The organism is Jeongeupia sp. USM3, from assembly GCF_001808185.1.
Taxonomy (GTDB): domain Bacteria; phylum Pseudomonadota; class Gammaproteobacteria; order Burkholderiales; family Chitinibacteraceae; genus Jeongeupia.
In genome coordinates this window covers 1,348,283-1,364,396 of record NZ_CP017668.1, presented here as the reverse complement: position 1 = coordinate 1,364,396, position 16,114 = coordinate 1,348,283, and the positions used below count along the sequence as shown (strand labels likewise).

At 63.4% G+C, this 16,114-nt stretch carries 25 protein-coding genes; 17 read left to right on the top strand and 8 right to left on the bottom strand.

Annotated elements, in window-relative coordinates; translation table 11 throughout:
- From BJP62_RS06315 to BJP62_RS06255, 14 genes are all read left to right on the top strand, one after another.
- Positions 1–1,227, top strand: a complete 1,227-nt coding sequence (locus BJP62_RS06315; RefSeq protein WP_070527945.1) for a DNA circularization protein — start codon at positions 1–3, stop codon at positions 1,225–1,227.
- Positions 1,224–2,405, top strand: coding sequence for a phage baseplate assembly protein (locus BJP62_RS06310; RefSeq protein WP_070527942.1), 1,182 nt, complete (start codon positions 1,224–1,226; stop codon positions 2,403–2,405). The genes BJP62_RS06315 and BJP62_RS06310 overlap by 4 nt, the downstream gene beginning before the upstream one ends.
- Entirely contained in the window at positions 2,405–3,004 is a 600-nt protein-coding gene (locus BJP62_RS06305; RefSeq protein ID WP_205700974.1) for a phage baseplate assembly protein V, read from the top strand. The genes BJP62_RS06310 and BJP62_RS06305 overlap by 1 nt, the downstream gene beginning before the upstream one ends.
- Positions 3,001–3,444, top strand: a complete 444-nt coding sequence (locus tag BJP62_RS06300) for a phage GP46 family protein (protein WP_070527937.1) — start codon at positions 3,001–3,003, stop codon at positions 3,442–3,444. Before BJP62_RS06305 ends, BJP62_RS06300 begins: the two co-directional genes overlap by 4 nt.
- A complete protein-coding gene (locus BJP62_RS06295) occupies positions 3,425–4,468 on the top strand; it encodes a baseplate J/gp47 family protein (protein WP_070527934.1) in 1,044 nt (347 codons plus the stop codon). Before BJP62_RS06300 ends, BJP62_RS06295 begins: the two co-directional genes overlap by 20 nt.
- Complete coding sequence (locus tag BJP62_RS06290) at positions 4,456–5,052, top strand: YmfQ family protein (RefSeq protein ID WP_070527931.1); 597 nt, start codon at positions 4,456–4,458, stop codon at positions 5,050–5,052. The genes BJP62_RS06295 and BJP62_RS06290 overlap by 13 nt, the downstream gene beginning before the upstream one ends.
- Positions 5,052–5,633: a hypothetical protein gene (locus BJP62_RS18340; RefSeq protein ID WP_145927129.1), complete on the top strand. Its 582-nt coding sequence runs from the start codon at positions 5,052–5,054 to the stop codon at positions 5,631–5,633. The genes BJP62_RS06290 and BJP62_RS18340 overlap by 1 nt, the downstream gene beginning before the upstream one ends.
- Before the next feature lie 11 nt (positions 5,634–5,644).
- Entirely contained in the window at positions 5,645–6,172 is a 528-nt protein-coding gene (locus tag BJP62_RS06285; protein ID WP_070527929.1) for a DUF4376 domain-containing protein, read from the top strand.
- Positions 6,173–6,237: 65 nt separating this feature from the next.
- Positions 6,238–6,768 (top strand): hypothetical protein, encoded by a 531-nt coding sequence (locus BJP62_RS06280; protein ID WP_070527926.1) that lies wholly within the window; start codon positions 6,238–6,240, stop codon positions 6,766–6,768.
- Positions 6,765–7,142, top strand: coding sequence for a putative holin (locus BJP62_RS06275; RefSeq protein ID WP_070527923.1), 378 nt, complete (start codon positions 6,765–6,767; stop codon positions 7,140–7,142). Before BJP62_RS06280 ends, BJP62_RS06275 begins: the two co-directional genes overlap by 4 nt.
- Entirely contained in the window at positions 7,139–7,450 is a 312-nt protein-coding gene (locus BJP62_RS06270; RefSeq protein ID WP_070527920.1) for a phage holin family protein, read from the top strand. Before BJP62_RS06275 ends, BJP62_RS06270 begins: the two co-directional genes overlap by 4 nt.
- Positions 7,447–7,929: a M23 family metallopeptidase gene (locus BJP62_RS06265; RefSeq protein ID WP_070527917.1), complete on the top strand. Its 483-nt coding sequence runs from the start codon at positions 7,447–7,449 to the stop codon at positions 7,927–7,929. Before BJP62_RS06270 ends, BJP62_RS06265 begins: the two co-directional genes overlap by 4 nt.
- The gene (locus tag BJP62_RS06260) at positions 7,922–8,284 is read left to right on the top strand and encodes a hypothetical protein (RefSeq protein WP_145927128.1); all 363 of its coding nucleotides are present in this window, start codon (positions 7,922–7,924) and stop codon (positions 8,282–8,284) included. The genes BJP62_RS06265 and BJP62_RS06260 overlap by 8 nt, the downstream gene beginning before the upstream one ends.
- The gene (locus BJP62_RS06255; RefSeq protein WP_070527911.1) at positions 8,281–8,514 is read left to right on the top strand and encodes a hypothetical protein; all 234 of its coding nucleotides are present in this window, start codon (positions 8,281–8,283) and stop codon (positions 8,512–8,514) included. The genes BJP62_RS06260 and BJP62_RS06255 overlap by 4 nt, the downstream gene beginning before the upstream one ends.
- 60 nt (positions 8,515–8,574) lie before the next feature.
- Here BJP62_RS06255 and BJP62_RS06250 read toward each other — a convergent pair whose 3' ends face one another.
- A complete protein-coding gene (locus BJP62_RS06250) occupies positions 8,575–8,832 on the bottom strand; it encodes a DUF3862 domain-containing protein (protein ID WP_083300749.1) in 258 nt (85 codons plus the stop codon).
- A 155-nt stretch (positions 8,833–8,987) separates the two neighbouring features.
- On the opposite strand from BJP62_RS06250, the gene ggt reads away from it, so the two are divergent.
- Positions 8,988–10,721, top strand: coding sequence for a gamma-glutamyltransferase (gene ggt / locus BJP62_RS06245; RefSeq protein ID WP_070527906.1), 1,734 nt, complete (start codon positions 8,988–8,990; stop codon positions 10,719–10,721).
- 12 nt (positions 10,722–10,733) lie between these two features.
- Here ggt and BJP62_RS06240 read toward each other — a convergent pair whose 3' ends face one another.
- The 3 genes from BJP62_RS06240 to map are packed head-to-tail and all read right to left on the bottom strand — an operon-like array spanning position 10,734 to position 12,126.
- Complete coding sequence (locus BJP62_RS06240) at positions 10,734–10,919, bottom strand: hypothetical protein (RefSeq protein ID WP_070527903.1); 186 nt, start codon at positions 10,917–10,919, stop codon at positions 10,734–10,736.
- A gap of 11 nt (positions 10,920–10,930) precedes the next feature.
- Complete coding sequence (locus tag BJP62_RS06235) at positions 10,931–11,377, bottom strand: GNAT family N-acetyltransferase (RefSeq protein ID WP_070527901.1); 447 nt, start codon at positions 11,375–11,377, stop codon at positions 10,931–10,933.
- Positions 11,362–12,126, bottom strand: coding sequence for a type I methionyl aminopeptidase (gene map, locus BJP62_RS06230; RefSeq protein WP_070527898.1), 765 nt, complete (start codon positions 12,124–12,126; stop codon positions 11,362–11,364). Before map ends, BJP62_RS06235 begins: the two co-directional genes overlap by 16 nt.
- A gap of 164 nt (positions 12,127–12,290) precedes the next feature.
- Between map and BJP62_RS06225 the strand changes: the two genes are divergently transcribed.
- Positions 12,291–13,331 carry a lactonase family protein gene (locus BJP62_RS06225; protein ID WP_070527895.1) on the top strand — a complete coding sequence of 347 codons (1,041 nt, stop codon included), beginning with the start codon at positions 12,291–12,293 and terminating at the stop codon, positions 13,329–13,331.
- 282 nt (positions 13,332–13,613) lie between these two features.
- Here the strand turns inward: BJP62_RS06225 and BJP62_RS18335 are convergent, their stop codons facing one another.
- From BJP62_RS18335 to BJP62_RS18330, 3 genes are all read right to left on the bottom strand, one after another.
- Positions 13,614–13,802 (bottom strand): hypothetical protein, encoded by a 189-nt coding sequence (locus tag BJP62_RS18335; RefSeq protein ID WP_145927127.1) that lies wholly within the window; start codon positions 13,800–13,802, stop codon positions 13,614–13,616.
- A 35-nt stretch (positions 13,803–13,837) separates the two neighbouring features.
- On the bottom strand, positions 13,838–14,812 hold the full coding sequence (locus BJP62_RS06220; protein WP_070527892.1) for an IS481 family transposase: 975 nt from the start codon (positions 14,810–14,812) through the stop codon (positions 13,838–13,840).
- 76 nt (positions 14,813–14,888) lie between these two features.
- A complete protein-coding gene (locus BJP62_RS18330) occupies positions 14,889–15,290 on the bottom strand; it encodes a hypothetical protein (RefSeq protein WP_145927126.1) in 402 nt (133 codons plus the stop codon).
- 351 nt (positions 15,291–15,641) lie between these two features.
- Here BJP62_RS18330 and BJP62_RS18325 point away from each other — a divergent pair, with 351 nt between their 5' ends.
- Complete coding sequence (locus tag BJP62_RS18325; protein WP_205700973.1) at positions 15,642–15,797, top strand: hypothetical protein; 156 nt, start codon at positions 15,642–15,644, stop codon at positions 15,795–15,797.
- Between the two features lie 9 nt (positions 15,798–15,806).
- Here the strand turns inward: BJP62_RS18325 and BJP62_RS06215 are convergent, their stop codons facing one another.
- Positions 15,807–16,088 carry a GNAT family N-acetyltransferase gene (locus tag BJP62_RS06215; RefSeq protein ID WP_070527890.1) on the bottom strand — a complete coding sequence of 94 codons (282 nt, stop codon included), beginning with the start codon at positions 16,086–16,088 and terminating at the stop codon, positions 15,807–15,809.
- Positions 16,089–16,114: the final 26 nt, after the last annotated feature.

Below are 16,114 nucleotides of genomic sequence, written 5' to 3'. Positions count from 1 at the left end.
ATGGCGTCCTGGACGGAAAAACTCAGGCCGGCCAGTTTTCGAGGCGTTGGCTTCGAGGTCGACTCGCTCGAGGGCGAGGGCGGGCGGCGCGTGCAAATACACGAGTTTCCGCAGCGTGACGAACCGCTGGCCGAAGACTTGGGACGGCGCGCTCGCGGCTTTGCTATCGAGGCGTTTCTGCATGGCGCCGATTTCATGGTGCAGCTCGACAAGCTGCTGACCGCGCTGGAAACGGCCGGGCCGGGTGAGCTGATCCACCCGTTGCACGGCACGTTGCAGGTGCAGGTCGAGGAGTATCGCTATCGCGTCGAGCGCGGTGAGGGGCGTTACGTCGCCGTCAGCATCGGCCTGCATGAAGTGGGCGAGCGGAAATATCCGTCGGCTGCGGCGGATACGCAGCTGGCCAGTCTGAACGCGGCCGATCGGGGGGAGTTGGCCGAGACCGATGCCTTCGGGCGGGTTTTCAATATGCAGGGACTGCCCGACTGGTCTTACGACCAAGTCGGCAGCGCGTTGTTTGGCGGTCTTGACCGGGTGTCGACGGCATTCGGTCAGGTGCAGTCGGCGGTCAGTGCCGGAATCGCCGTGCTCAAGGGAGATTGGCAGCGGCTGCTGCCGTCCGAGCTGGCGGGCCGGGTGTTCGGGCTGGTCGGGCAGGTCCGCACCTTGGCCATGCCCTTGCGTGCCGGGGAGTCATCCGGCGATGGGGTGATGCAGTCGGCGCCGGTTCGGTCCGACCCGGTCAGCGTGACGCCGGTGTCGTTGATTGCCGCACGCCCTGAGCCGTTGCTGCCGGCCGCTGTGACTGGTAGCGAGGTCGAAGACAGAACGGCCGTCAATGTTGCGGCCGTGACTGCGCTGCTCGACGTCGCCGTGACGGTCGAGGCCGTACGGCTGGCCGCGGTGCTGCCCTGGCCGATCAGCGACGACGCCGAGGCAGCAAGCAATGCGGTGGCTGACGCGCTGGACGATCTTGCCGGGCGGGTCGATGGCCAGCGTTATCGGCCAGTGGTCCAGTTGCGGATTGCCGCCGTCAAGGATCTGGGTGAGCGGGCGCGCAATGGCATTCCGCTGGGGGAATACCGCGCGCAAGCCTGCCAGCCGTCGCTGGTGATCGCCCATCGCCTGTATCGGGACGCGGCTCGGGCTGGCGAAATCGTCGACCGCAATCGCGTCGTCAATCCGCTGCGGGTGCCGCCGGTGCTGCTCAAGGTGCTGTCACGATGAACGATCCGAATCAGGAGGCGCGCAATCGCGTCCGGCTCTATGTTGGCGGCGTGCCGTATCACGGCTGGACGTCGGTGCGGATTACGGCGGGCGTCGAGCGACAGGCGCGGGATTTCGAGCTTGGCGTCATCGCGCGTTGGCCGGCTACCGAGCTGGCAAAGGTGCGCCAGAAGGTCAGGGTGGGCGACTGGTGCCAAGTCTTCATTGGCGATGACCTCGTCCTGTCGGGGTGGGTTGATGCGACGCCGGTCGAATACGACGACAAGCAGATCGACGCCGGAGTGAAAGGCCGGAGCCGGACCTGCGACTTGGTCGACTGCTCTGCAATCAATCGGCCCGGTCGTTGGGCGGGGCAGTCGGTACTGGTCATCGCGCAAGCACTGGCGCAGCCCTATGGCGTCGCGGTGCGTGATCTGTCCGGCAAGGGCGCGATCCGGGTGTCGACGTTCGCGATCGAGCAGGGCGAAACGGTCTACGAGGCGATCGACCGCCTGTTACGACCGTGGCAGCTGTTCGCATCGGACAACGGCCGTGGCGAGCTCGAGCTGCTCAAGATCGGCGTGGGCCGGGCGAGCGACCGGCTCGAACTGGGCGTCAACATCTGGCGCGGCGGCGCCCAGCAGGATGCCAAGGACCGCTTCAGCGAGTACGTCGTCAAGGGGCAGCGCGTTGCCGATGACGAGGTGTTCGGCGGTGCTGCTAGCGAGATCCGTGCCGACGCGCGCGATACCGGCATGGGCCGCCGCCGGGTGCTGATGCTGACCCAGTCCGGTGACGCAACCGCCGCAACGTGCAGCGAACGGGCGCGGTTCGAGCGGGATGTACGTGCCGCCAAGTCGATGGAAGCCGAATACACCGTCGTCGGCTGGCGTCAGCAGGATGGTGCGCTGTGGCGGCCGAATCTGCTGGTGAAGGTGGTCGACCCGCTGATCGGCTTCAACGCCGAACTGCTGATCGTCGAAGCCGAGTATTCGCTGTCGGACGAGGGCTTGCTGTGCCGGTTGCGGGTTGGCCTTCCCGATGGTTATCGGCCCGAGCCGCCCGATCTGGACAAGGCGCGAAAAAAAGACGGCAAAACCGATGGCGTGCCCAAGGGGGCGACGCTGGTCGAGTTTCCGATGCCGACGGCAACGGCGAATGCCAAGCCGCAGAAAGTCACATTCAAACCGGAGAAATGATGCAGCGACTGGTTACAAAAATGCTGGCGCCGGCGCAACGGGCCATCGCCAATCTGCTGGCGCGCGGTGCCGTGGTGCTGGCGCGCGCTGGCGGCAAGGGGCAGGTGCTGCAGGTGCGCTTGCTCGACGGCGAGGTCGCCGAGCTCGAGCACCTCGAGGCGTACGGGTCGACCAGCTGCCCGCTGCCGGGCGCAGAAGCGGTTGCGGCCTTTCTCGGTGGTGATCGTGGTCATGGTGTGGTGCTGGTCGCGGCGGATCGGCGTTACCGGATCAAGGGGCTCAAGGCGGGCGAGGTCTGTATCTACACCGACGAGGGCGACACGATCTGGCTCAAGCGTGGCCGGCTGGTCGAGGTCAGCACCCGGGAGTTGCGGATCAACGCCAGCGAGCTGGTGCAGATCAACGCCCAGAAGGTGGTGATGAATGCGCCGCTGGTCGAGACGTCGGCGCTGTTCAAGGCTGGCGGCGACATCGTCGATAACGCCGGCTCGAACGGTCGGACCGTGGCCGGAATGCGGCAGGTATTCGACGGCCACGACCACAACGAACGCAACGTCAGTGGCGGGCCGACCGCCAAACCGAGCCAGGTGATGGCATGAGTACGCTACCGATTCTCGTCGATGGCCTTGCCGTTGATCCGAACGGGCCGGCGGCCGATCCGCTGGTGCGGGCCGTGGTCATCAGTCTGTTTACCTGGCGGCTGGCCGAGCCGTCGGATTTGCCGGCCGCTGTGGATCGCCGCGGCTTCTGGGGCGACATTGCGCCGCCGGTGCCGAACGATCGTATTGGTTCACGTCTGTGGCTACTTGGACGGGAAAAACTGACTTCCGATATTCCCTTGCGGGCCGAAGATTATGCACGCGAGGCGTTGGCTTGGCTGGTCGACGATGGTGTTGCCCGGGGCGTCGACGTTTCGGCGCGCCGGCTTGGGCTGGATGGTCTGCAGCTGAATGTCGTCGTGCACCGCCCTTCCGGGTCGCTGCAGATCCGGATTGATCAACTTTGGGAGGTGCTGACTCATGCCGTTTGGGCGTCCTGATTTGCCGGTACTGATCGAGCGCACGCGTAACGACGTAGTGTCCCGCCTCGATGGTGACCCGTTGCGGCGGGCTGATGCGGAAGTATCCGCCCGTGTGCAGGCGGGCTTGTTTCACGAACTCTACGGACTTGTCTCATGGGTCGCCGATCAGTTGTTCGCCGATACCGCGGATGAATCCGAGCTGGTCCGCCACGCCAACCGCTGGGGTGTGCCGCGCAAGGATGCGGCAGCGGCTTATGGTACGGCCTGGCTGCTGGGTCAGCCCGGCGCCATTGTGCGGGCGGCGACCGTGCTGCAGCGCGCTGATGGCGTGCAGTATTTCACTAGGGCGGATGTGGTGATCGGAGCTGTCGGTGTCGAAGCTGTTGTGCAAGCTGTTGAGCTTGGCGCAGCCGGAAACGCCGCGGGCCCGGTTGCGTTGACGCCGGTCTCGCCGGTGGCAGGTTTGGCCTCGGTGAGTAGTGTCGCCGGCTTCGGTGGTGGCGCAGACGTCGAAGCGTTGCCCGATTGGCGCGCGCGGATTCTGGATCGCCAGCGCCGGCCGCCGCACGGCGGAAATATCGACGACTACCGTCGTTGGGCGCTCGAGGTCGCCGGTGTGACCCGAGCCTGGCCATTAGCTGGGTATATGGGGCTGGGTGCCGTTGGCGTGCTGGTGTTGCGTGATGGTGACGCCAATCCTATTCCCGACGCCGCGGCCTTGGCGCTGATTCAATCGTATCTGGATATGGTCCGGCCGGTTACTGCCGAAGTGAAGGCCATTGCACCGGTTGCGAGCATCGTGCCGTTGTCGATTCGCCTCCGGCCGGATTCGATCGCGAACCGGGCTGCAGTGAGCGCTTCGCTGGCATCTTTCTTCCGGCGCGTGCCGGTGCCCGGAGCGCGGCTCGAGCGCTCTAATCTGGTCGAGGCCATTTCACTGGCGACGGGGGAGGAATCGCACGATCTTGTTTCCCCGGCTGCAAGTGTTGATTGCGGGCCGCTCGAGTTGGCAACGATGGGGGGCATTACATGGCTGAGCTGATGTCCGCGGGTCAAGCGGCAGATGCGATTGATGCGCTATTCCCACCCGGGCCGGCGTGGCGCAGCGATGGCAGCCTGCCGCAGCTGTATTGCCAGGCGTGGGCCGAAGAGGTTGTCCGATTCTGTAACCGGCTGTCCGCCCTGCTGGGCGAGTGCGATCCCGGGACGGCGAACGAGCTGATGCCGGATTGGGAGCGCGTGCTTGGCCTGCCGGATGAATGCTCGGTTGGTGCGCCATCGCTGGAGGCGCGTCGCCTTGCGGCCGCTGCGAAATACACGATGACCGGGGGGCAATCCCGCGGCTACTTCATCGGCATCGCGGCACAGTTGGGTTACCCGAATGCCACGATCACTGAATTTCACGCACGCCGCTATGGTCGAGCCCGGATGGGAGGGCGCTACGGCGGTTGGGGGTGGCAATTCGTCTGGCAGCTCAACCTGCCTGCATCGCAGGTGCTGCCGCGCAAGAGCGGTGCGCCATTCGGCGATCGATATCAAAGCTGGGGTGATGCCCAGCTCGAATGCACGATCAACAAACTCAAGCCCGCGCATACGCGGGTTTTCTTTTCTTATGGTGGTGTCTGATGGATTACCCGAAATCCGTACCTGGTGTAGGCCTCAAGAACGGCAAGTTTACTGACGGCAGTCCGCTGACTGGCGAAGTGGCTAGCCTTGATCCTGCGGCGCATGCAAATGCAATCACCGACGAAATTCTTGCGGTGATTGCCGCCGCAGGCTTGACCCCGACTGAGGGAATAAATAATCAGTTGTTGCTGGCGCTGGTTGCTAAATTTGCGCAGCTTTCCGGCGCTACCTTCAACGGATCGGTAAGTGTTCCTGCAGCAACACAAAGTGGGCACGCCGTAAACCTGGGGCAATTCCAGTCGTCGATTGCAACCAGTGGTTATCAGAAGCTGCCAAGCGGCCTGATCCTGCAGTGGGGTATTGCAACCATATTGGGTGGCGCAACGGCGACGCCAATCACGATGCCCATTCAATTTCCTCATGCTGGATTCAGCATGACGATGACCTGGGTTCAGGCGTCGCAAGTGACTTCAAGCCCGCCGATATACATGGGTGGTTTTGCGTCGCAATCGCAATTCAATGCGTTTACAAATCAATCCGTTGGTTCATTCGGAACCTTCTGGATTGCAATCGGCTGGTGAATGGGGGTTCCATGTTTTTTTACGCAAAATCAACCAGCGGCTTCTACGATGCCGCCATTCACGGTGACGCGATTCCGGCAGATGCCGTAGAGATCAGCGTCGAGACGCATACCGCGCTGCTTTCAGCGCAGGCTACGGGCAAGCACATCGTTGCCGACGCTAGTGGTCAGCCGATTGCCATTGATCCGCCACCTCCGTCGCTTGATGACATACGCGTCGCCGCACTGTCCACGCTGCCCGCCTGGGAAAGCACCGAGCGCGCAGCCGGCCTCGACCACGCCAGCCACCGCTGGCGCACCACGCCGGAAGCCCTGCAGGACATCCGCGACGCGCTGCTCGCCGGCATTGTGCCCGGCGACGTCTGGGTGGATGCGGATCGCGCAGCCGTGCCGACGACGCTGGCCCAGTTGCAAGCGCTGTGGGCCGTGTGCGTCACGCGCGGGGCCGAGATCTACCAGCGCCGGCTGACGATGGAGGTCGAGATCGCGACGATGACCCGCGGCCAGCTTGAGGTATTCACCCCGGGCTGGCCGGTATAGCCGACCGACATCAACCACAAGTCCCGCCACAGAGCGGGGCTTTTTCATTTCATGGAGGCCCGCGCATGCGCTGGTTCTATCTTGCGCCGATCGATTTCCTCGTCGGCCTGCTGGCGTTCCCGCTGGCACCGCTGATCGTCCTGATCACGTCGCCGGCCGGCATCTCGCCGCACTGGTGCTGGCCCTGGCTGACGCACGACAACCCCATCGACGGCGATGCCGGCCACTGGGCGCGTTGGCCGGACAACGGAATGCGCTGGCGCCGCTACTGTCGGCGCGTCGCCTGGCTGTGGCGCAACCGTGGTTACGGCTTCAGTTACTGCGTCTGCGGACTCGATGCTGTTGGTCCGGTGCGCTGGCGTGGCAATCCCGCGGTGAGCGACACGCCGCTTTCGGCTGGTTGGTGCTGGGCGACCTGCAACGGTGGCTGGATGTTCTATGCGATGTGGCCGTGGTGGCGCTCGAGGCAGCGGGGCACGCGCGTGTATCTCGGCTGGAAGCTGAAGCAGAAGATCGAGCAGCCGAACACGGCGCCGCGTGCGATGTTGGTCACGCACATCAACCCGTTCAAGGGATACACAGGGGGGAGAGCATGACTGAACCAGTTGCAAGCGGCGCTGGCGCTTGGGCGGTTTACGCCGGCGTTCTGAGCGTCACGGCGCTGTCGGGTGAACAGGCCGGCATCGTGCTTGGTGCCTTCGTCGGCGCGATGGTATTCGCCACGCTGCGCGCGGAAATGACCGTGCGTGAGAAGGTCTGGCAGGGCGTGCTGAGCTGGGTGCTCGGCATGATCGGCGCCGAGACGGCAGCCAAGGCCGTCGCCAAGGTGTCGCTTGGCGCTGTCGAGCCAAGCAACCCGGTCGGTGCCGTCATCGCAGCCACGGTGTCGCTGATCCTGCTGCGCGGCCTGATGAAGCTGGCCGACGGCAACCTGCTGAACAGCCTGATCGGCCGGGGAGGTGCGAAATGATCCTGCTGACCATCAATGCACTGATCTGCGCGGCCGCGTGCCTGCGGCTGATCACTTACCGTCGCGACGGCGCCAGGCATCGGGTGCTGATCTCGATGCTGGCCTACGTGCTGATCGTCGCCACCGGCACGGTCGCGCTGCGCACGTTGCTGGGCTTGTATCACGCACCGGTTGACCCGTCCGAGGTCGTAATCAACGCCGTGCTGTGCTTCGCCGTGTTTGGCGTGCGCGGCAACGTCGCCGAGCTGTTCCGCATTGCCGCTGGGCCGTGGGACGGACACGAGCGGCGCAAGGAGGTGTCACCATGATCTACAAGAACACGCCGATCGAATGGCCGCTGGATAGCAATGTCATCCGCCGAGGTTCGGTCGGCAATACCTTCGGCATGGTGCGCAACGGCGGCACACGGGCGCACCAGGGCTGGGACTTTTTCGCGCCGGCCGGCACGCCGTGCTACGCGGTCGCCGCCGGCAAGGTCGTGTTCGCCGGTGACCGCGGCGATTTCGGCGGGATGGTAGTGATCGAGCTCGCCGGCCTTGGCCTGTATGCGGCCTACGCGCATCTGTCGCGCATCGACGTGAAGCAAGGCCAAGCGGTGACGCTCGGCCAGCGCGTTGGAACGACCGGCTGCACCGGGAACGCTGCGGGCATGGTCGGCGCCGACCAGCACCTGCATTTCGAGATCCGGACGGAGCCGCTGCCCGGGCTTGGCCTTGGCGGGCGCATCAGCCCGCTGCAGGTGTTCGGCGTCTGCCCGATGACGAAAGCCGAGGTGCGCCATGCTTGAGCTGATTCCGTTGCAATATCGTGAGCTGGCCGGCGCAGTTGCGTGTGGATTGGCGGCGCTGGCGCTGATCGCTCTTGGTGGTGTCCTCAACGGCTGGCGCCTGACCGCAGCGTACGCCGGCGAGCTGGCCGACCTGAACTCGACCATTGCCCAGCAGGCAACCGAACTGGCCGCGCTGCGTACGAGCGTCGCTGCGCTCGACGTGGCGGCATCCGAGGCCGCGGCCCGGCGTGAGCGGGCCGAGCGTGAGGCGGAAACGCTACGCGCCCAAGCCAAGCGCAAAGCATCGTGGGTCGCGTCGCTGAATGCCTCGAGCTGCGACGACGTGCTGCGGCAGAGCTGGGGCCGGCTATGAGGGCGCTGCTGCTGGTCCTGCTACTAACCGGCTGCGCGTCGACGCCGGCACCGGTGCGCGTGCCCGTCGCCGTCTCGTGCCTCGGCCGCGACCCCGAGCCGCCGGTGTACCGCTACGGCATCGGCGATTACCCCGGCGCCACCGAAGCCGCCCGGTTTCTGGCTGCCGACCTGATCGAGGCGCAGCGCTATATCAGCGATCTGCGCAGGCAGATGGCGGGGTGCCGGTAGCCTGTGAATAACTGGCTATTGTAGAAGCTTCTACAAATGAACGGCCGCAAAGCCGCGTAGTTACGTCTTTTCCATATTCTTGGTCATCACCTTGCCGTTGATGAACTGGATGGTGATCGTCGTGCCGCGGCTCTTCCAGGTTGCGCTTTCGCCGCTGATGCCAAACACGCTGCCGCCATCGGTGGCGTCGGGTTCGCCGAGGAGGGTAACGACATCCTCGCGCGTCATTCCGGTCTGGAGCTTCTGGTAGTTCTCGCTGCTGACCTTGGAGCAGGCCATCAGCGTCAGCGAGAGGAGCAGGGCGGCGATCAGGCGCATGGACGGTTCCGGACAAGGTTGGATGGCCGCTACCATAGCAGATCACCGGCCGGCGGGGCGTGTCGGGCGTCACGCGTCATACGGGTAAGCGCTTATCAAACTGCCTGTCAGCCTGCTGCTAGCATGAAAGCTCGGCTTTCAATTCCGGGGGCAACATGAAGCACAGGGCATGGCTGGTCAGTATCCTGATGATGGCATCGTTCGCCGCGATCGCGAAACAGCCGGTGGCCACCGGCCACGGCGGCGCAGTGGCGACGATTTCCGATCCGGCGAGCAAGGCGGCGATGGACATCCTCAACGCCGGTGGCAATGCCGTCGATGCCGCGGTGGCCGCGGCCGCGGCGCTCGGCGTCACCGATCCGTTCAGCTGCGGCATCGGCGGCGGCGGCTTCATGATGATCTACTCGGCCAGGGACAAGCGGGTGATCACGGTCGACCACCGCGAGTCGGCGCCGCGCTCGTTCAGCCCGATGGTGTTCCAGAAGGACGGCAAGGCGATGGCGTGGGACGACGCGGTGCCCAACGGCATCGCCGTCGGCGTGCCGGGCACCGTGCGCGGCTGGGACGAAGCCTTGCGCCGCTACGGCACGATGAGCTTTGCCCAGGTGCTCAAGCCGGCGATCCGCATCGCCGAGCAGGGCTTCAAGGTCGAACCGAACTTCAACCGGATCAGCAAGCTCAACGAGGCCAAGTTCTCCCGCTTCAGCTCGACCAGCAAGCTCTACCTGAAGGACGGCAAGGCGCTGCCGGTCGGCACGCCGTTCCGCAACCCGGACATGGCGAAAACCTACCGCGCGATCGCCAAGGGCGGCGTCAACGCCTTCTATGAAGGCCCGATCGCCCAGGCCGTCGTCGATGCGGTCAACCTGCCGCCGGTCACCGCCGGCACCAAGGTGATGGCCGGTGCGATGACGCTGGCCGACCTCAAGGATTACGAGGCGCGTTTCCGCCAGCCCATCGTCTCGACCTACCGCGGCTACGAGGTCTACGGCATGCCGCCGCCGTCGTCGGGCGGGATTGCAGTCGCCGAGGCGCTGAACATCCTTGAAACCTTCGACTTCTCGCGGATGACGCGCGCGCAGGCGCAGCACCTGTATCTGGAGGCCAGCCGGCTGGCGTTTGCCGACCGCAATGCCTATGTCGCCGACGGCGAGTATGTCGACGTGCCCGTCGCCGGGCTGATCGCTAAGGACTTCGCCCGCGAGCGCGCCAGGCTGATCGACCCGAAGCGCGATCACGGCAAGATGGCGCAGGGCGATCCGTTCGCCTTCCAGCAGGACCCGTCGGTACCGCTGCGGCCGGCACCGAAACGCGCACCGGAGCCGGCGCACACGACGCACCTGACCGTCAGCGACAAGGACGGCAACGTCGTCGCCTACACGTTCACAATCGAGGACTGGGGCGGCAGCGGCATCGTCGTGCCGGGCTACGGCTTCCTGCTCAACAACGAGATGACTGACTTCGACTTCAGCGGTCCGCATCCCAACGTGGCCGAAGCCGGCAAGCGGCCGCGTTCGAGCATGAGCCCGACCATCGTGTTCAAGGACGGCAAGCCGGCGTTCACGCTCGGCTCGCCCGGCGGCTCGACCATCATCACCACGGTGCTGCAGACGATCTTCAACCACGTCGACCTCGGCCTGCCACTCGCCGACGCGCTGGCCGCGCCGCGGATGTCGCAACGCAACCGCGACAAGGTGCAGGTTGAATCGCTGCTCAACTTCATCGGTAGCGACGAGGCCAAGGCGCTCGAAGCCTACGGCCACGTCTGGGAAGACAGCGACCAGATCGGCGCCGCCAACGCGATCCGCTTCAACGATGACGGCAGTGTCACCGCGGTCAGCGAGCCCAGGCGGCACGGTGGCGGCAGCGCCATCGTCCAGCGCAAGTAATCTCTCAGTGCTTCAGGCAAAAGAGAAGGGCGGGAAAACATCCCCGCCCTTTTTCATTGCCTGCATCGCTTGCCGCAGTGCCTGTTTTGCATCGCGCCGCCTGACCTTCTCGGTCTTCTCGTGCGCACCGGCCTTGCGCCGGCTGGCCGCGGCCGCGAACGGATTGCGCGGCACCAGGGTGTTGCCGATTTTCTTCATGGATGTGTCCTTCAGATCGGGTTACTGCCACGCCGCAGCATACCGACGATGTTCAAACCGCGCACCAGATAGCCGGCGTAGCGTTCGGCCAGCGTGGTGGGCATGGTATCCGCTGCGATGCGGGTAAAGCCGATCTGGCCGTAGAAGCCTTCGAGATGAGCGTAAGGCAGGCAATAACACGGCCTGTCCATCATCGTCACAAGGGTGTGCAGCATTGCAGTACCGAGACCGCTGCGCTGCTGCGCAGGATGGATCTGCATACCCCGCAAGCACCAATCGTCGTCCAGCGGTGACAGCCGGACGACGCCGACGATTCCGGCGCCATTTCTAGCCAGCAAAACGCGATCCGCTGCTGCAATCGCATCGCCACCGTAGCCGCAGGCATCGTAGAAGCGCTGTGCTTCGTATACGTCTTCCGCAGTGGCGAGGGCGATGGTGTGCGTCAGCTGTTCGGCCATGGCGTGAGGATTTCAAAGCCGTCGTCGGTCACCGCGATCATGTGCTCCCACTGCGCCGACAACGAGCCGTCGCGGGTGACGACGGTCCAGCCGTCCTGCAGCTGCTGCACGCCGGCGCCGCCGGCGTTGATCATCGGCTCGACGGTGAAGGTCATGCCCTTCTTCAGCAACAGGCCGGAGTTCGGGCGGCCGTAGTGCAGCACCTGCGGGTCTTCGTGATAGACCTTGCCGATGCCGTGGCCGCAGTATTCGCGCACCACCGAGTAGCCGGCGGCTTCGGCCAGCGTCTGGATCGCGTGGCCGACGTCGCCGAGGCGGGCGCCGGGACGGACGGCGTGGATGCCGGCCATCATCGCGTCGAAGGTCACCTCGGCGAGCCGTTTCGCCGCCGGGCTCGGCGTGCCGGAGAAATACATCCGGCTGGTGTCGCCGTGCCAGCCGTCCTTGATCACGGTGACGTCGATGTTGATGATGTCGCCGTCCTTGAGGATGTCGCGCGGGCTCGGAATGCCGTGGCAGACGACGCCGTTGATCGACGTGCACAGCGTCTTGGGAAAACCGTGATAGCCGACGTTGGCCGGCGTGGCCTTCTGCTTTTTGGTGATGTGCTCGAAGCAGCGCCGGTCGAGCTCCTCGGTCGAGACGCCGGGAACGACGTACTCGCGGATCATCTCCAGCACTTCGGCGGCGAGCTGGCCGGCGACGCGCATCTTGGCGATCTGGGCTTCGGATTTGAGGCTGACGGACATGCGGTTTTCCTTTGTACAACGGCCATTGTCCCACAGCGGCGGCGGCTTGCGACCGATTCCCGTCCCGTGCGGATGCGTGGCGGATCGGCGACGTCGTGGGCGAAGGCGGCCGCAGCGCCACGGGCATTCCGTAAGATGGCGTTTTGCCCCCAGACGAGAAGCCCATGACCGGTTTGAGCCGCGTTTACGTCGGCTGCTACGGCGATGCCGAGCAAGCGACGATCCATGCCTTTGATTTCGATGCCGAAGCGGGCGTACTGGCACCGTTGCAGTCGCTGTCCGGCGTCGCCAACGCGTCGTATCTGCTCCCGGGCGGCGACAAGCTGTACGCGGTCAGCGAAACGTCCGAGGGCGAGGTGTGCACGCTGGCGGTCGACCCGCAGGGGCGCTTGGCGCTGCTGAACCGCGTCGGCAGCGGCGGTGATTCGCCATGCTACCTGTCGCGGGCCGGATCGGGAGGGGGGCCGGCGGGCGGCGCGCTGCTGGTGGCCAACTACTTTGGCCACAACGCGGCACTGTTGCCGCTGGACCACGACGGATTGGTACAGCCGCTCGCCTTCGAGGTTCGCCATCACGGTGCCAGCGGCGTCAACGCCGAACGCCAAGATGCGCCGCACCTGCACAGCATAACCCCCAGCCCCGATGGCCGCTATGCACTGGTCTGCGATCTGGGCCGGGACGAGATTGCCGTTTACCGCATCGACGGCACGACACTGCTGCCGCATGGCGTGGCCGCCACCGCACCGGGCGACGGTCCGCGTCATCTGGTCTTCGATGCCGCCGACCGCTTTGTCTATGTCGTCGGCGAACTGACCAGTACCGTGCTCGTTTACGCGTGGCACGACGGCGGGCTCGAACACCGCCAGACCGTCTCGTCGCTGCCGGCCGGTTTTGCCGGCGACAACACCGGTGCCGAGCTGCAACTGAGCCCGGATGGCCGTTTCCTGTACGCGTCGAACCGCGGCCACGACAGCATCGCGGTTTTCCGCGTCAACGACGGCCAGCTCGAAGCGGCCGGCCACGCGGCTTGCGGCGGCCGGATGCCGCGCAACTTCGCGCTGTCGCCGTGCGGCCGCTGGCTGCTGGTCGCGAACCAGGCCGGCGGTGTGCTGGTGCTGTTTTCCCGCGATGTGGCCAGCGGCGCGCTGACACCGGCCGGAGAAGCGATTGCCGTCGATCGGCCGGTCTGCGTGAAGTTTGCCTGAGCGGGCAATGGGCGACCTGACCCCGAGCGAGTTCCGACTCGCTCACCTTGAGGCTGGAAATTTCTAGCTTAGACCGCTCGGTTAGCCGAGGGATGCCATTCTCTTGGCGTGTAGTCGCCGCATTGTGGCATTACGCCGGATGGATGATCATCAAGTGTAACTAATGCGGCGCAATGCCTGCGGCGACTGCATCTCTGCCGAGATTGTTGTAACTATAGCCAATAAATTTGATTGTCTTATCTTTCAGAAAATATTGCAATAGATTGGTTTTTTGGTGCTTTTCTAAAAGAAAGATGCAGTTTCTTCGAAAAATTTGCCTGCAACCTCAATGGAGAGGTCTTTTTCATCTTGTCCATTGATAATTGCTTTTTGATCTGCGTATTCTTTGTAGTGATATATTCCGCTCGAAATCAATACTTGACCTTTGTATAAGTCTTTCTTTGAGCCTGAGTCCATGAGGGAGAAGGCCACATCTGTTCGTGTAGCACACCACGTTATATGGCACATTACGTGTCCAGTCCCGGACGATTAATCACGCGTTTATGGAATAGATCAGGCCGGTTCCGCGCCCAATCCTTCATTGCCTGAATCGGCGTTCGGTGCTGTAGCGCCAATTGCGGCAGGTGCTGGTTGTACAACCAAACGTATCGCATCAGCGTTTGTGCCAGATCTTCACCCGACGCGAAGCGGTGCGTCGCCAGCACGTCGGCAATCCGGCCGTTGAAGCGCTCGACCATGCCGTTGGTTTGCGGATGCCGTGGCTTGGTGAGCCGGTGCTCGATGCCCAAGGCGGTACACAGTCGATCAAACTCGTGCTCGCCGCTGGCCTGCTTTTGCTTGTTGAACAGCCGGTCGGTGAACTCGCTGCCGTTGTCGGTCAACAGCGTCTGCAGCTTGAACGGTACGGCTTGGCTCAGCGCCGCCAGGAAGGCTTTGGCAGCCGCAGCCGTCTTGTTGGGTTTGATCTGCACGAACACCCAGCGGGTGGCACGGTCGATCGCGACGAACAGGTAACGCCGTGTCGTCTCGTCGGCCATTTGCGGCAGGTATTTGACGTCGACGTGAATGAAGCCCGGCGCATAGTCCTTGAACGGTTTGCTGCGCGGTGACGGTACGGCCGGTTCGAGCGTCCGCAAGCTGCCAACGCCGTAGCGGCGTAGGCAGCGATCGAGGCCGGAACGGGAGACCGCAGGCGTGAGGAATTCGCGCACGACCACCAGCAGATCATCCAGTCCCAGCTTGAGCAGTTTGCGCAGTTCGACGGCGATGGCTTCCTGGGCCGGCGTCAGCGTCGTTTGCAAGCGGTGTGCGGTATGCGAGCGGTCCTGCACGGACTCTCGCCGACGCCACTTGGCGATGGTGGGCGAGCTGACGTTGTAGCGCCGGGCCAGCTCGGTATCGGTGATGCTGGCCGGTGCGGCCTGGATTTCGGCGCGGATGGCGGGTGTGGTGCGGGCGCGGCGGTGCAACTGGACGATCATCGGTTGGACTCGGAAAGCGAGGTGATCAGCGTAGCCAAAGCCGAGCGAGCCAGATAGAGCTGCCAGCTTCGGGGGCTTAAATTATCGTCCGGGATGCAACAATTACGTCCAGAGTTTCTGGGGTTTTTAACTTGAAAATCAAGTCGGCATTATTGATTTTGTCGACAACTTTTATGTTGTGCTTTTTGTAGGTGTTGCCAAGTTTTTCGGGGATTTCTTTTTTTACCCTTCTATTGAATTCGGAGATGCTTTGATTCATTGCTTCATTTAACTGGCTGGGGGTCCCGGCTTTGTTTCTTGTTATTTTTAGTTTGCGTGATTCGGCAGTATTTACCTCAATATAAATGCTGGTGTACTTTTTGTCAGTGCTTATTTTTTGGACGTTTCTCATCTGCCCCGCGCAAGCAGATAATGATATTGCCATAAAAATGCTGGTTATTGGTCTAGTGATTTGCCGTCTTCGTTTTTGGGTAGGCATGGTTGATTTTTATTTGAAGTTTTTGAGTCGGTAAGTAAATTGTCTCGGGTTGCTGGATTTTTATTGATCCGACCTTAGCGTAATTTATACCTATTTGATCGGCAAACACATCTTGGTGATGTGTTGCAGTTTGTCATCATGCAAAGCAGGCACTTATTTGCGACTTGAAAAACCGGCCATCTGGCCGGTTTTTTTGTTCGTGGAAGGCTGATCGGCCGACTCACTTTCGCGAATTGCGGAATATTCGGACCATGCGCCATCCTCGCCTCAGTTTTCCGTGAGCCACGAGTTCTGCGTTGTGTGGAACACGCGTTCCAGGGGCGGCATCATGATCGAGAGGGGCCGTCGGCGATGGTGACGCTGACTTGGTGCGCTTCGGAGTTCGAGGCACTCAAGGCCAATTTCAGCGAGCAGGAAATCGCCGAGCTGACCTATGCCGTGGCGCTGATGAACGCCTTCAACCAGCTAGCGGTGAGCATGCGGATGCCGGTGTCGGCGGAGGGATGAGTTCGCCGGTCAGAAGCGGACGTCGGCGTACTCATCACCTTTTTTCTTGAACACGCTGGCCGCAAACGGGCACAGCGGCAAAATCTTCATGCCGTTGGCCCGGGCATGGGCGACGGCGGCGTCGACGAGCTGGTAGCCGATACCCTGGCCGCCGTAGGCTTGGTCGACGTCGGTATGGTCGATGATGAAGCGGTCGTCGCCGAGTGGCGAATAGGTCATCTCGGCGATGACCTTGCCGGCGTCGGTTGCAACGAAGCGGGTCTGTTCCAGTTGGTGGACGATATCGACCATGAATGTCTCCGGGCGGGAATGGCGAG